Source organism: Ralstonia sp. TCR112, from assembly GCF_007997035.1.
Classification (GTDB): Bacteria; Pseudomonadota; Gammaproteobacteria; order Burkholderiales; family Burkholderiaceae; genus Ralstonia; species Ralstonia edaphi.
In genome coordinates, this window is the sequence record NZ_VOSS01000101.1 from 13,873 (window position 1) to 26,464 (window position 12,592).

The window sequence follows — 12,592 nt, forward strand, 5'->3', positions numbered from 1 at the left end:
GCGTGTACGCGGCACGCCTCAGGGCAACGCGGCGCGCAACATCAAGAACAACCCGGCGCCGATGGCAACCGCGCCAACGCAGCGGGCCATACGCTGTCCCGCAGGTGCCAGGCGCTCCAGCGTAATCGCCGCTGACACAGCCGCCATTGCGCGCAGATCCATCACACCGGTCACCAGCAGGATTGCCGTCAGGCTCGCGCACGACGCGGCGCAGCGCAGGCCGAGGCGCAAGCCAAATCGCCATGCAGCGCGCCCAGGCGCCGGCACTGCACGGCACCGTGCAAGCTGGCGCGCCTTCCATGCGCTGAACTGCAGTGCGCCGGCCGCAAGAACAACCGCGCCGCTGGCAAACGGCACCACGTGCGCCAACACCGGCCACGTCATTTCAAGCTGGGCCAACGCTGCACCTAGCGCAAAGACCGTCGCACCGACCAGCGCCCACACCGCGAAGTACCCCGCGCCTGCCAACGCCGTCAGCGCATCAACGTTCGGCTTGCCCGTCAGGTAAAGCGCAACGCGATACCGCCGCAGCATTGGCAGCAATGACGGCAGCATCATCGCCATCATCATCCCTGTCCACATGCCAATGAAGGACGCGGCAAAGCTCCACCACGTCCGGCCGCACATCGGCATCCAGGCCATCGGCAGTTCGGTCATGCCCGGCATGGCGTTGCACCACGCTATCGTCGCTGTCGCGCTGGCGATGAACAGCAATGCCGAGACGGCCACGAAGCCGCGCTCGGACACGGCATGCTCGCGCGACGCCTCAACGCTGCTGAGCGTATTCGTCATGGCGACGCCACCAGACACCGGTTTCGTTGCGGCCCAGCGGCGCGCGGTCCAGCCACTGGTATGCGCCCCACAAGCCGTCAAGCCCGCGCGCGTAGGTGGAATACGTGTGATACACGACGCCATCTTCCAGCACGAACGCGCTCATGCCGGGCCGGTCGCGCACATAGGTGGGCGCATCGGTGCCGCACATGCTGGCGAACTGCTGCACGGGTTCGGGCAAGTCGGATGCATCCATCACGTGGCTGCCGCGCACGTAGTTGTAGTCGGCGCTGCCGGCGCGCTGCTGGTCTTCCGTGATCGAGACGTTGAAGTCGTAGTTGAAATCACTGCCCACCGACGACGCCCACGGGAAGCTCCAGCCCATCCGCTCCCGGTACTCCAGTAACTTGGCCAACGGCCCGCGCGACACCGCCATCAGCGTGACGTCGTGGTTCGCAAGATGCGTGACGAAGCCATCAAAGCCGTCGGCAATCATCGAGCACGAGGGGCAGCCCGCCTTGTAGTCGGGCCCGAACATGAAGTGATAGACCAGCAGTTGCGAACGTCCGCCAAACAGATCGGCCAGCGAGGCGCTGCCGTTCTCGGTTTCAAAGCGATAGGTTTTGTCGATGCGAACCCACGGCAGTGCCTGCCGGCGGCGCGCGAGTTCATCGCTGCGGCGCGTGAGTTCCTTCTCGGCCTTGAGCAGTTCAATGCGCTCTGCCAGCCACGTTGCGCGGGTTGCTGTCGGGTGTGTTGCACTCATGCTTGCCTCCGTTTTTGGGTGAGTGGTCGTGTGCTAGATTAGGCGCCGACCTCAAACGGCGGGAGTGACAAGTGTGGCGGGATTCGAATGGATTCATTGATCACGGCTGCAGCCCGCGCACTCGCCGCCGGTGACCCATTCGGAGCGCTGAACCGCGTCGCCTTGCGTGACGACGCGCCCGCACTCGCACTGCGCGGCATCGCCATGGCGCAGCTCGGTGACCTGGCACGCGCCAAGCTCCTGCTGCGCCGCGCCGCCCGCGCATTCGGCGCACGCGAGGCCGTGGCACGCGCACGCTGCATCGTCGCGGAAGCCGAAGTCGCCCTCGCCTCGCGCGATCTGGGCTGGCCCGCCAAAACCCTCGACACGGCACGCGCCACGCTCGAGGCGCACGGTGATCACGTCAACGCCGCACATGCGCGATATCTCAGCATCCGCCGCCTGTTGCTGATCGGCCGCCTTGACGACGCCGAAGCCGCGCTCGCCGCGCTAAGCCCGGCGCGTCTTCCTGCAGTCTTGCGGGCGGCACATGCGCTCGTCGTCGCCGGCATTGCCATCCGACGTTTGCAGACCACCGCCGCACGCGCAGCCTTGAGCGGCGCCGATCTCGCGGCGCGTCAGGCCGGCATCCCGACGCTCACGGCCGAAGTCGAACGTGCCGCCCAGGCCTTGAGCGCACCGGCTGCGCGGCTCATCTCGCGCGGCGAAGAACGTGTCCTGCGTCTTGATGATGTCGAAACCCTGTTTGCGTCGGAAGCGCTGGTGGTGGACGCGTGCCGGCTCGCCGTGCGACAGACCGATATGGTCGTCCCACTCGCCACGCGGCCCGTGCTGTTCACGCTGGCGCGGGCATTGGCGGAAGCGTGGCCGGAAGACGTGCCCCGAGACGCCCTCATCGCGCGCGCATTCCGCACCCGGCATCCGGACGACTCGCACCGTGTGCGCCTGCGCGTGGAGATCGGCCGTTTGCGCACGGCACTTGGTGCGTTGGGCACGGTCAAGGCGACCAAGCACGGATTCGCACTGCAACCCCACGCGGCACCAAGCGTCGTCGTGCTCGCACAGCCCGTCGACGAGCAATACGCCGCCGTGCTGGCGTGCCTGGCCGATGGGGAATCGTGGTCCAGCTCTGCATTGGCATTGGCGCTCGGGGCCAGCCAGCGCACGGTACAGCGCGCGCTCGACGCATTGGCCGCCGCCGGTAAGGTGCAGTTCTTCGGTCGCGGGCGCGCGCGCCGCTGGGTGACGCCGCCGGTACCCGGATTCGCGACCACCTTGTTACTCCCTGCGCCGCTGCCAAGTGACTAGGATGAAGACTCCACAACCGAATCCAGCGAGCCCCACATGAAACGATCCACCGCCGAAGTCGTGCGCGAATACGGCCCCTTCCCCGGCGCTGAAAACGTAGGCGGCGTGACCTACGACGGTCAGCACGTCTGGTTTGCTGCCGGCGGCCAGTTGAAGGAACTCGACCCCGAGAGCGGCAAGGCACTGCGCTCCATCGACGTGCCCGCTCATGCCGGTACCGCGTTCGACGGGCGCCACCTGTTCCAGATTGCCGAAGACCGCATCCAGAAGATCGACCCGCAAACCGGCACCGTGCTCGCCACGATTCCAGCGCCCGGTGCGGGCGGAGACTCGGGCCTCGCTTGGGCCGAAGGCACGCTGTGGGTCGGTCATTACCGTGAGCGCAAGATCCGCCAGATCGATCCGGACACCGGCAAGGTGTTGCGCACCATCGAGTCGAACCGGTTCGTGACGGGCGTCACCTGGGTCGACGGAGAACTCTGGCATGCCACGTGGGAAGGCGATACGAGCGAGCTGCGGCACATCGATCCGCAGACCGGCGAAGTGCTGGAGCAGCTTGATATGCCGGCCGGCATCACCGTGTCGGGACTGGAGTCGGATGGTGCCGATCAGTTCTTTTGCGGCGGCGGCACCACGGGGAAGATTCGCGCGGTACGGCGGCCCCGCAAGCAGGCGGCATAGGCGAGCCGTGGCGCATGCGTTTAGCCGAAAAAAAACCCCGCGATGCGGGGTTTTTTCTTGGCAGATGAACGACCGATCAGATCGCTTCGATCTTCGTGGCAGCCGGGCCCTTCTGGCCAACGCCTGCAACGTAGCGAACCTTCTGGCCCTCTTGGAGGGACTTGAACCCGCTGCCCTGAACTTCAGAGAAGTGAGCGAAGAGATCGTTGCCGCCTGCGTCCGGGGTGATGAAGCCGAAGCCCTTGGAGTCGTTGAACCACTTTACTGTGCCGGTTTCCATGTTGGATATCCTAAAAAGTTCTGTATGAGCCTGTGCTCACCAGGCACGACAATCAAGGAAGAAACATGGAGCAAAGGAAGTACCGCGTGGCGTGACGACCCAGAACATCGGAGTAACTGCTTGAAGATCCTGCGGGGATTGGTTCTACAGGTGTTCCGTGGATGTGTCAACAAATATTACATAGCGCGCCGCCGTCGGCCGTCCCGGCGCAGATGCTGGACAGAAAAAAGCCCGCGTCATGCGGGCTTCTTTCCACTTGGGGAGAAAACCTCACTCCCACTCAATCGTCGCAGGCGGCTTGCCCGACACGTCGTACACGACGCGGCTCAAACCACGCACCTCGTTGATGATGCGGTTCGACACGCGGCCCAGCAGCGTGTACGGCAGATGCGCCCAATGTGCGGTCATGAAGTCGGTGGTCTGCACGGCACGCAACGCCGTCACGTAGTCGTATGTGCGGCCATCGCCCATCACGCCGACGGACTTGATCGGCAGGAACACCGCAAACGCCTGGCTGGTCAGGTCGTACCAGCTCTTGCCGACATCGCCTTCGCCGCAGATGCCGGCGGCAGCGTCCTGCGCCGTGGCCTTGGTACCGCGCAGCTCTTCGATGAAGATCGCGTCGGCACGGCGCAGCAGGTCTGCATATTCGCGCTTGACCTCGCCCAGAATACGCACGCCCAGGCCCGGCCCCGGGAACGGATGGCGATAGACCATTTCGTGCGGCAGGCCCAGCGCCACGCCCAGCTCGCGCACTTCATCCTTGAACAGGTCGCGCAGCGGTTCGAGCAACTTCAGGCCGAGCGTTTCCGGCAGGCCGCCCACGTTGTGGTGGCTCTTGATCGTCGTTGCCTTCTTCGTCTTGGTGCCGCCCGATTCCACCACGTCCGGGTAGATCGTGCCCTGCGCCAGCCACTTGGCGTTGCTGAGTTTCTTGGCTTCGGCCTGGAACACCTCAACGAACTCGCGGCCGATGATCTTGCGCTTGGCTTCAGGGTCCGTCACACCGGCCAGATGGCCGAGGAACTGCTCAGACGCGTCCACGTGCACGACCTTGGCGTGGAGGCGGCCGGCGAACATGTCCATCACCATCTTGCCTTCGTCCAGGCGCAGCAGGCCGTGGTCGACGAACACGCAGGTCAGCTGGTCACCGATCGCGCGGTGAATGAGCGCCGCCGCCACCGACGAATCGACGCCGCCCGACAGGCCAAGGATCACCTCTTCGTCGCCGACTTGCTCGCGGATGCGCTTGACGGCTTCCTCGATGTGGTCGCGCATGATCCAGTCCGGCTTGGCACCGGCGATCTCCAGCACGAAGCGCTCGAGCATCGCGCGGCCCTGCACGGTGTGCGTGACTTCCGGGTGGAACTGCACGGCGTAGTAGCCACGCGCCTCGTCGGCCATGCCGGCGATGGGGCAGCTTGGCGTCGAGGCCAGCAGCTTGAAGCCCGGGGGCAGCTCGGCAACCTTGTCGCCGTGGCTCATCCACACCTTGAGCATGCCGTGGCCTTCCGGCGTGGCGAAATCCTGGATGTCCTTGAGCAGGCGAGTGTGGCCATGCGCGCGCACTTCGGCGTAACCGAATTCGCGGTGGTCGCTCCACTCGACCTTGCCGCCCAGCTGCACGGCCATGGTCTGCATGCCGTAGCAGATGCCCAGCACCGGCACGCCCAGGTCCCACACGGCCTGGGGGGCGCGCAGCTGGTGGTCTTCGTAGGTGCTGGCGTGGCTGCCGGACAGGATGATCGCCTTGGGCGCGAACTCGCGCACGAAGGCGTCGGACACGTCGTTCGGATGGATCTCGCAATAGACGTGTGCTTCACGCACGCGCCGCGCAATCAGTTGCGTGACCTGCGAGCCGAAATCAAGGATGAGGACTTTGTCGTGCATGTTGTGGAGGAATGGAATCGGCAATCGTGTCGACTTCAGTGCCGGGGCCGTAGCCCGGAGGCGGCATGTAGCCAGGTTCTTTGCGTTGCGCCTTTTCTGCGCGTTCGCGTTCGCGCGCGGCCGCGGCATCTTCACGGGCCTTCTGCGCGCGCACGCGCTCATGGGTGCGCACACGGCGCGACGCGGGAATCTGCACAGCGGAAAACGCCGCCAGCACCGCCGCAAACGTCGGCAGCCAGATGCGGCCTGCGCCGTCCACCGGCAGGTGGAAGAACAGCAGCCACGCAATCACCAGCACGGCGACCGCCAGGTTCACATGACCGACCACCTGCGCCACGGCGGTCGTCAGTTGACCGTTGACGGTGGCGTGCCACAGCAGCCACGCCACGCCAATCAGCGTGACGCCGAGCAGCTGACCGTACATCGCCGGCTCCGGCTGCGGCAATTGCAGCGCGCCGAAGATGGACGTCATCGGTGAAGCCAGCAGGACGAGACCGACGCACAGTGCGACAGCCGCATCCAGAAACAGAACGAGTCGCAAAAGCGCTTTCATCATCGTCTCCAGTTGCGGGCGGCCGCCCGTGCTTCGGCCGCCGGTTGATTCAGCCGGAGCGCCCGCGCACCCCGGCGGCAGTACTGCTTGCCTTCTATCTTGTTTGCGATGATCGGCAAGCGATCAGTCGCGGTGATAGTTCGGCGCTTCCTTCGTGATCTGCACGTCGTGCACGTGCGATTCGTTCATGCCAGCGGCGGTGATCTCGACAAATTGCGCCTTCTCGTGCCATTCGGCAATCGATGCGCAACCGCAGTAGCCCATCGACGAGCGGACGCCACCCGTGAGTTGATGCACGATCGGCAACGCGGAACCCTTGTAAGGCACGCGGCCCTCGATACCTTCGGGCACCAGCTTGTCGACGTTGGCGGTGTTGTCTTCCTGGAAGTAACGGTCGGCAGCGCCGTCCTTCATCGCGCCCACCGAGCCCATGCCGCGGTAGCTCTTGTACGAGCGACCCTGGAACAGGAACACCTCACCCGGCGATTCGTCCGTACCGGCAAACATGCCGCCCATCATCACGGTGTGTGCGCCGGCAGCCAGCGCCTTGGCGACGTCGCCCGAGTAGCGGATACCGCCGTCGGCGATCAGGGGAACGCCGGTGCCCTTCAGTGCCTCGGCCACATTCGACACGGCAAAGATCTGCGGCACGCCCACGCCAGCGACGATCCGCGTCGTGCAGATCGAGCCCGGGCCGATACCGACCTTGACGCCATCCGCACCGTGGTCGACCAGCGCCTTGGCAGCGTCGCCCGTGGCGATGTTGCCGCCAATCACCTGCACTTGCGGGTAGTTGTCCTTGATCCAACGCACGCGACTCAGCACGCCCTGGCTGTGACCGTGCGCGGTGTCCACCACGATCACGTCCACGCCGGCCTTGACCAGCAAATCGATACGCAGATCGTTATCCGGGCCCACGCCCACCGCCGCACCCACGCGCAGCGAACCGCGTTCGTCCTTCGACGCCAGCGGGTATTCGGTGGCCTTCTGGATGTCCTTGACGGTGATCAGGCCGCGCAGCTCGAAAGCCTCGCCCACCACCAGCACACGCTCCAGGCGGTGCTTGTTCATCAGGCGCTTGGCCTCTTCCAGCGAGGCGCCTTCCTTGACGGTGACGAGCTTCTCGCTCGGCGTCATCTTGGCGCGCACCGGGGCGTCCAGTTCCTCTTCGAAACGCAGATCGCGGTTGGTGATGATGCCCACCACCTTCTTGCCTTCCAGCACCGGGAAGCCCGAAATGCCGTGCTGGGCCGACAGCGCCATCACGTCGCGGATCTTCATGTCCGGACCGATGGTGATCGGGTCACGCAGCACGCCCGATTCAAAGCGCTTGACCTTGGCGACTTCGCGCGCCTGTTCTTCCGGCTTCAGGTTCTTGTGGACGATACCGATGCCACCTTGCTGCGCCATGGCGATGGCGAGCCGCGCTTCCGTGACCGTATCCATGGCGGCGGAGACGAGCGGAATGGCGAGTTCGATCGAACGGGTGAGCTTGGTGCGAAGGGACGTATCGCGGGGCAGGACGGCCGAGTAGGCCGGGACGAGCAGCACATCATCGAACGTGAGTGCTTTCTGGACAAGACGCATAGCAATTTCCTCTAGGCGCAAAATCGGATTATACGGGAATTCGCCCCACGGTTGTAGAGACCCGTGCTATGCTCGATAAATTTTTCTTCGCGCACGCACCTCCAGCGCTCTGCGCCGCCAGCGGCCGCGCCGAATCAGCCTCGCGAGTGTTCGAATGGGAATTGGCGTATTGTGCGCCCTGCTGGCCGGGGCGATGTGGGGCATGGTCTTTGTTGCGCCCCGCGCGCTGCCCGCCTTTTCACCGTGGGAACTGACCCTCGGCCGCTACCTCGCCTACGGCATCATCGCCGCCATTGCGGCCGGCCCGATCCTCCCCCGCATTGCCCGCAAGATAACGCGCGCCGATTGCCTGGCGCTCGTCCGGCAATCCTGCAGCGGCAATCTTGTCTATTACGTACTTCTGGCCTTCGCCGTGCAACTGGCCGGAGTCGCGCCCACCTCGCTGATCATCGGCATCTTGCCCATCACCGTCACGGTTCTGGGGCGGCGCGACCACGGCGCTGTGCCGCTTTCCCGGCTGATCTGGCCGCTGCTCTTGGTAGCTGCCGGCATTGTCTGCATCAATGTCGACCTGTTTGGACATCAGGCCACCGCCGCGGCGGCCAATGTCCGGCCGATCTGGCAGCGCATTGCCGGCATCGTCTGTGCGGCCGGCGCGCTGTGCAGCTGGACGTGGTACGCCGTCGACAACGCCCGCTACCTGCAGCGCAATCCGCATTTTTCCAGCAACGAATGGTCTGCCCTATATGGCATTTCGAGCGGCATTCTGTCGGCAGCGTTGATCACGGTGGCTCTGCTCACGGTCGGCACAGCATGGATGAGCGCCGGCGGACGTATCTGGGGCACGTTCTGGGCGGTCAATGCGGCCGTGGCACTTGGCGCGTCGCTGATCGGCAACAACCTGTGGAACATCGCCTCGCGACGGCTGCCGCTCACGCTGTCGGGCCAGATGATCGTGTTCGAGACGCTGTTTGCGCTGGCATATGGCTTCGTGTACGACGGCCGCTGGCCACGCCCGCTTGAGATCGCCGCAATCGCCTTGCTCATCCTGGGTGTCGGCTGGTCGGTGCGCTTGCATGCCAACGACAAGTCTGCATAAACTGGGCGCCTTGCCGGGGGGCGAGTCGACAGGCCGAGCCAGGCCGTCGGCGTAGATTGGCGAGTGGCGATCACGCCACCGGGCTCCCGTGCGCGTCGAGGGGCCGTCGTCGGGTCGGCCAGCGCGCCGTCGGCAGTCCACGAACGAGAACTCCATGAAACGACTGCACGTCCTGTTGCCTGCCACTGCGGCCCTGATCGCCCTTGCCTGCCCGGTTGCCCAGGCGCAATGGGCCTGGCAATGGCGCGACGACAAGGGCCACATGGTCTACAGCGACGCTGCACCGCCGCCGTCGGTGCCGCCCAGCCGCATCATCCGCAACCCGAACAGCCGCACGGCCACGGCCTATGAAGCGCTGTCCGCACCTGCCTCGGGCGTCAAGGCGGCAGACCCGAACGCAGCCGCGAAACCCCGCCAGCCGGCCTCCGGCGTCGCCGCGTCCAACCCAGACGAAGAATTGCGCAAGCGCATGGCCGACCGCGCCAAGAAGGAACAGGACGAGGCCAAGCAGGCGGAGCAGGCCCAGCGCAAACAGGCAGAATGCCAGCGCCTTCGCGCCGACACCGCCTACCTCCAGGGCGGTCGCCGCTATGCCACGCCGCAGCCGGATGGGTCGCTTTCGTATATGGATGACAACCAGCGCGCCCAGGCCATTCAGCGCAACCAGGCCGTGCTGGACCAGAACTGCGGCTAAGACTAAGACTTACTCGAGGACGTCGTCTTTGGGCGGCGCCTCGTTGCGCAGCCACTTCAGCCCTTCGCGCGTGCCCGTGGCCCGCACCTTCTGCACACGCCGCCGGCGTGCGGTCTTCGGATCGGCGATCAGCGGACCCAGGATTTCCACCCGGTCACGCGCATGCAATGCGGCATCGGGGGTCTTGCGCTTGCCGTAAACACCCAGCCGGCAGGTCTCGATCGTCAGATCCACGCCGCTGAGCAAGCCGGACGCCCGCACGGCGTCGGCCACCGTCGCCTGCGCCGGCACTTGCACGTTGACAAGCCGCGGCGGCGTGACCGTCGCCAGGCAGACCATCACGTCAATCACGGAATTGGGTTCAGGACTCGCCATACACAGCCTCGGCGCGTTTGACGAATGAGTCGACGAAGGTGTTGGCGATCATGCTGAACACCGGGCCGATGAGCTTTTCCAGAATCACACTGGAAAACTCGTAATGCAGGTGGAAATTGATCTTGCAGGCATCCGCGCGCAGCGGCGTGAAGATCCAGAAACCGGTGAACGACTTGAAAGGCCCGTCTGCGAACGTCATATCGATGCGGGTGGGCCGCGTTTGCACGTTGCGCGTGCGAAAGAATTGATGGATGCCCTTGAAGGCGATATCGACACGCGCGTCGAGTGACGTTTCCGTCTGCTCGTAGATTTCCACGCCGCCGCACCAGGGCAGAAAGTTCGGATAGTCCTTGACGTCGGTGACCAGGTCGAACATCTGTTCGGCCGAGTAGCCAATCAACACGGTTTTTTCAACGTCTGCCATGCGTCATCCGAAAGCTTTGCGCGCCGCGCCCCGGTTGGGATTGCGGCGGATTTGTTAAACTCGCCATTTTATCGCAGCGCATGCAGGGATCATCACCCCAATGCGCGCACCGCATATTCCAACGTATGACCATCGCCGACAACAAGAAGGCCTTCTTCGATTACTTCATCGAGGAGCGCTACGAGGCAGGCATGGCTCTCGAGGGCTGGGAGGTGAAAGCCATCCGAGCCAACCGTGCGCAGATCAAGGAAGGCTACGTCGTCATTCGTAACGCCGAGCTGTTCCTGATCGGGGCCCATATCAGCCCGCTGCAATCGGCCTCCACGCATGTCAATCCAGACCCCGTGCGCACGCGCAAACTGCTGCTGCACGCCGAAGAGATCAGGAAGCTCATCGGCAAGGTGGAGCAGCGCGGCTACACGCTCGTGCCGCTCAACCTGCACTACACGCGCGGCCGCGTGAAATGCGAAATCGGCTTGGCGAAGGGCAAGAAGCTCTTCGACAAGCGCGAAACCGAAAAGGACCGCGACTGGCAGCGCGAAAAAGCGCGCCTCATGCGCGAGAAGGCCTGAGCCCTCGCGCTTGCCGACCTTTACGCGCTCGGCCGCTGCTGCTTCACAATCGTCAACGCTGACGCAATCATCGTGCTCAGGTCGCCCATGTTGCCCGGCACGATGAGCGTGTTGCCCTGCTTGGCCAGGTTGCCGAACGCGCTCACATACTCTTCCGCCACTTTCAGGTTAACGGCATCGACACCACCCTCGGTGCGAATGGCCTGACCGATCTTCTGGATCGCCTGTGCGTTGGCTTCGGCCACCGCCAGAATCGCCGCCGCCTCACCCTGCGCCTTGTTGATGGCAGCCTGCTTTTCACCTTCGGATTTCTGGATGGCAGCCTCGCGCGCACCAGATGCCAGGTTGATCTGCTCCTGACGTTTACCCTCCGATGCGGCGATGAGCGCACGCTTTTCGCGCTCGGCCGTAATCTGCGCCTGCATGGCATGCAGGATTTCCTTCGGCGGGGTTAGATCCTTGATCTCGTAACGCAGCACCTTCACGCCCCAGTTCGATGCCGCCTCATCCAGCGCATTGACGACGCTGTGGTTGATGAAGTCACGCTCTTCAAACGTCTTGTCCAGTTCCAGCTTGCCGACCACCGAGCGCAGCGTCGTCTGCGCGAGCTGCGTGATGGCGATCACGAAATTGCTGGAGCCATACGATGCCCGCATCGGGTCGGTCACCTGGAAATACAGGATGCCGTCCACCTGCAGTTGCGTGTTGTCCTTGGTGATGCAAATCTGGCTCGGCACGTCGAGCGGGATTTCCTTGAGCACGTGCTTGTAGGCCACGCGATCGACAAAGGGCAGCACGATGTTGAGCCCCGGCGAGAGCGTCGCGTGATACTTGCCCAGCCGCTCCAGAATCCAGGCGTGCTGTTGCGGCACGATCTTGATGCCTTGCGCGATGAGCACGATGGCGGCAAACAGGACGATGATCGCGAGAGTCCCCAGCTCGAACATAGAACCTCCGTGGTTGAGCTTGTTGGTTGTTTTGAGTGCGATGTGCGTGTTATTTGGGCGCGACGACGAGCACGTTGCCGCGCACTTCGACGATCCGGAACTCGCCACCTGTGGCGGGCGCGTGCGGTGCAAGTTCGACATCCCAGGCGGCGCCGCGATACTGCACGCGCGCGCGGCGCTCCGGCGACCAGGCGTCGACGCGCAGGGTCTCGCCGATATCCAGATTGACGTTGCGATTACGGGCGGCGTTCTCGCGCGTCGCCCGCCCGTAGCGCGTACGCCGCAGCCCGACGATGCCAAACACCGCCACGATGGCGGCCACGATGGCCTGCGCAGGAAATGCGAGGCCGATCAGCGCAGCAAGGCCGCCGGCAATCAGCCCAATCGCCACCATCAGCAGATAGAAGGTCCCCGTCATCAGCTCGCCGATGACGAGCAGCACGGCCAGAGAAAACCAGACGGTCTGAGCCGACATACTCCCTCTCCCTGAATCCCATAAAAAAACCCCCGCGACGCTGTTCGTCTGCGGGGGCATGTCGCTCGGCCCCCGCCAGCGCTGGACGCCGCCGGGCACTTCGCGTTCTTGTTGGCGCGCACCCGTCAGGATACGCGCCTTGTCTTACGACATTCGTTGTAACGCTCTAG

Annotated in this window: 15 protein-coding genes; 5 read left to right on the top strand and 10 right to left on the bottom strand. The window is 64.4% G+C overall.

The annotated features are described in order from the left end of the window. Positions 1-18 precede the first annotated feature (18 nt). Together FUT88_RS21935 and FUT88_RS21940 are read right to left on the bottom strand one after the other, a co-directional pair. Positions 19-792, bottom strand: a complete 774-nt coding sequence (locus FUT88_RS21935; RefSeq protein ID WP_147218354.1) for a DUF2182 domain-containing protein — start codon at positions 790-792, stop codon at positions 19-21. Continuing rightward, a complete protein-coding gene (locus tag FUT88_RS21940; protein WP_147218356.1) occupies positions 767-1,537 on the bottom strand; it encodes a DUF899 domain-containing protein in 771 nt (256 codons plus the stop codon). The genes FUT88_RS21935 and FUT88_RS21940 overlap by 26 nt, the downstream gene beginning before the upstream one ends. A gap of 87 nt (positions 1,538-1,624) precedes the next feature. On the opposite strand from FUT88_RS21940, the gene FUT88_RS21945 reads away from it, so the two are divergent. Continuing rightward, on the top strand, positions 1,625-2,845 hold the full coding sequence (locus FUT88_RS21945) for a helix-turn-helix domain-containing protein (protein WP_147218358.1): 1,221 nt from the start codon (positions 1,625-1,627) through the stop codon (positions 2,843-2,845). Positions 2,846-2,881: 36 nt separating this feature from the next. Then, the gene (locus tag FUT88_RS21950) at positions 2,882-3,526 is read left to right on the top strand and encodes a DUF5074 domain-containing protein (protein ID WP_147218360.1); all 645 of its coding nucleotides are present in this window, start codon (positions 2,882-2,884) and stop codon (positions 3,524-3,526) included. A 76-nt stretch (positions 3,527-3,602) separates the two neighbouring features. On the opposite strand, the gene FUT88_RS21955 is transcribed toward FUT88_RS21950, so the two are convergent. The 4 genes from FUT88_RS21955 to guaB all read right to left on the bottom strand — a co-directional run bounded on the left by FUT88_RS21955 (position 3,603) and on the right by guaB (position 7,836). Continuing rightward, positions 3,603-3,806: a cold-shock protein gene (locus tag FUT88_RS21955; RefSeq protein WP_027677448.1), complete on the bottom strand. Its 204-nt coding sequence runs from the start codon at positions 3,804-3,806 to the stop codon at positions 3,603-3,605. Positions 3,807-4,076: 270 nt separating this feature from the next. After that, on the bottom strand, positions 4,077-5,696 hold the full coding sequence (guaA, locus tag FUT88_RS21960) for a glutamine-hydrolyzing GMP synthase (protein ID WP_147218361.1): 1,620 nt from the start codon (positions 5,694-5,696) through the stop codon (positions 4,077-4,079). After that, the gene (locus tag FUT88_RS21965) at positions 5,671-6,249 is read right to left on the bottom strand and encodes a hypothetical protein (protein WP_012761917.1); all 579 of its coding nucleotides are present in this window, start codon (positions 6,247-6,249) and stop codon (positions 5,671-5,673) included. The genes guaA and FUT88_RS21965 overlap by 26 nt, the downstream gene beginning before the upstream one ends. A gap of 123 nt (positions 6,250-6,372) precedes the next feature. Beyond that, complete coding sequence (gene guaB, locus FUT88_RS21970; RefSeq protein ID WP_102067139.1) at positions 6,373-7,836, bottom strand: IMP dehydrogenase; 1,464 nt, start codon at positions 7,834-7,836, stop codon at positions 6,373-6,375. A 154-nt stretch (positions 7,837-7,990) separates the two neighbouring features. Between guaB and FUT88_RS21975 the strand changes: the two genes are divergently transcribed. Both FUT88_RS21975 and FUT88_RS21980 read left to right on the top strand, forming a co-directional pair. Continuing rightward, positions 7,991-8,935 carry a DMT family transporter gene (locus tag FUT88_RS21975; RefSeq protein ID WP_147218363.1) on the top strand — a complete coding sequence of 315 codons (945 nt, stop codon included), beginning with the start codon at positions 7,991-7,993 and terminating at the stop codon, positions 8,933-8,935. 154 nt (positions 8,936-9,089) lie between these two features. Continuing rightward, entirely contained in the window at positions 9,090-9,629 is a 540-nt protein-coding gene (locus FUT88_RS21980; protein WP_147218365.1) for a DUF4124 domain-containing protein, read from the top strand. Positions 9,630-9,638: 9 nt separating this feature from the next. Here the strand turns inward: FUT88_RS21980 and FUT88_RS21985 are convergent, their stop codons facing one another. Together FUT88_RS21985 and FUT88_RS21990 are read right to left on the bottom strand one after the other, a co-directional pair. Continuing rightward, the gene (locus tag FUT88_RS21985) at positions 9,639-10,004 is read right to left on the bottom strand and encodes an RnfH family protein (RefSeq protein WP_147218367.1); all 366 of its coding nucleotides are present in this window, start codon (positions 10,002-10,004) and stop codon (positions 9,639-9,641) included. Beyond that, positions 9,991-10,428, bottom strand: a complete 438-nt coding sequence (locus FUT88_RS21990) for a type II toxin-antitoxin system RatA family toxin (RefSeq protein ID WP_009238217.1) — start codon at positions 10,426-10,428, stop codon at positions 9,991-9,993. Before FUT88_RS21990 ends, FUT88_RS21985 begins: the two co-directional genes overlap by 14 nt. Positions 10,429-10,553: 125 nt before the next feature. On the opposite strand from FUT88_RS21990, the gene smpB reads away from it, so the two are divergent. Continuing rightward, complete coding sequence (gene smpB / locus FUT88_RS21995; protein WP_147218369.1) at positions 10,554-11,000, top strand: SsrA-binding protein SmpB; 447 nt, start codon at positions 10,554-10,556, stop codon at positions 10,998-11,000. A 20-nt stretch (positions 11,001-11,020) separates the two neighbouring features. Here smpB and FUT88_RS22000 read toward each other — a convergent pair whose 3' ends face one another. Next, positions 11,021-11,947, bottom strand: coding sequence for an SPFH domain-containing protein (locus FUT88_RS22000; RefSeq protein WP_102067135.1), 927 nt, complete (start codon positions 11,945-11,947; stop codon positions 11,021-11,023). 49 nt (positions 11,948-11,996) lie between these two features. Then, positions 11,997-12,422: an NfeD family protein gene (locus tag FUT88_RS22005; protein WP_147218371.1), complete on the bottom strand. Its 426-nt coding sequence runs from the start codon at positions 12,420-12,422 to the stop codon at positions 11,997-11,999. Positions 12,423-12,592 lie beyond the last annotated feature (170 nt).

What these genes read in the sequence shown, in the direction of transcription:
- FUT88_RS21935 (WP_147218354.1), bottom strand. Translation starts at nt 792, where the DNA reads ATGACGAATACGCTCAGCAGCGTTGAGGCGTCGCGCGAGCATGCCGTG.
- FUT88_RS21940 (WP_147218356.1), bottom strand. Translation starts at nt 1,537, where the DNA reads ATGAGTGCAACACACCCGACAGCAACCCGCGCAACGTGGCTGGCAGAG.
- FUT88_RS21945 (WP_147218358.1), top strand. Translation starts at nt 1,625, where the DNA reads ATGGATTCATTGATCACGGCTGCAGCCCGCGCACTCGCCGCCGGTGAC.
- FUT88_RS21950 (WP_147218360.1), top strand. Translation starts at nt 2,882, where the DNA reads ATGAAACGATCCACCGCCGAAGTCGTGCGCGAATACGGCCCCTTCCCC.
- FUT88_RS21955 (WP_027677448.1), bottom strand. Translation starts at nt 3,806, where the DNA reads ATGGAAACCGGCACAGTAAAGTGGTTCAACGACTCCAAGGGCTTCGGC.
- guaA (WP_147218361.1), bottom strand. Translation starts at nt 5,696, where the DNA reads ATGCACGACAAAGTCCTCATCCTTGATTTCGGCTCGCAGGTCACGCAA.
- FUT88_RS21965 (WP_012761917.1), bottom strand. Translation starts at nt 6,249, where the DNA reads ATGAAAGCGCTTTTGCGACTCGTTCTGTTTCTGGATGCGGCTGTCGCA.
- guaB (WP_102067139.1), bottom strand. Translation starts at nt 7,836, where the DNA reads ATGCGTCTTGTCCAGAAAGCACTCACGTTCGATGATGTGCTGCTCGTC.
- FUT88_RS21975 (WP_147218363.1), top strand. Translation starts at nt 7,991, where the DNA reads ATGGGAATTGGCGTATTGTGCGCCCTGCTGGCCGGGGCGATGTGGGGC.
- FUT88_RS21980 (WP_147218365.1), top strand. Translation starts at nt 9,090, where the DNA reads ATGAAACGACTGCACGTCCTGTTGCCTGCCACTGCGGCCCTGATCGCC.
- FUT88_RS21985 (WP_147218367.1), bottom strand. Translation starts at nt 10,004, where the DNA reads ATGGCGAGTCCTGAACCCAATTCCGTGATTGACGTGATGGTCTGCCTG.
- FUT88_RS21990 (WP_009238217.1), bottom strand. Translation starts at nt 10,428, where the DNA reads ATGGCAGACGTTGAAAAAACCGTGTTGATTGGCTACTCGGCCGAACAG.
- smpB (WP_147218369.1), top strand. Translation starts at nt 10,554, where the DNA reads ATGACCATCGCCGACAACAAGAAGGCCTTCTTCGATTACTTCATCGAG.
- FUT88_RS22000 (WP_102067135.1), bottom strand. Translation starts at nt 11,947, where the DNA reads ATGTTCGAGCTGGGGACTCTCGCGATCATCGTCCTGTTTGCCGCCATC.
- FUT88_RS22005 (WP_147218371.1), bottom strand. Translation starts at nt 12,422, where the DNA reads ATGTCGGCTCAGACCGTCTGGTTTTCTCTGGCCGTGCTGCTCGTCATC.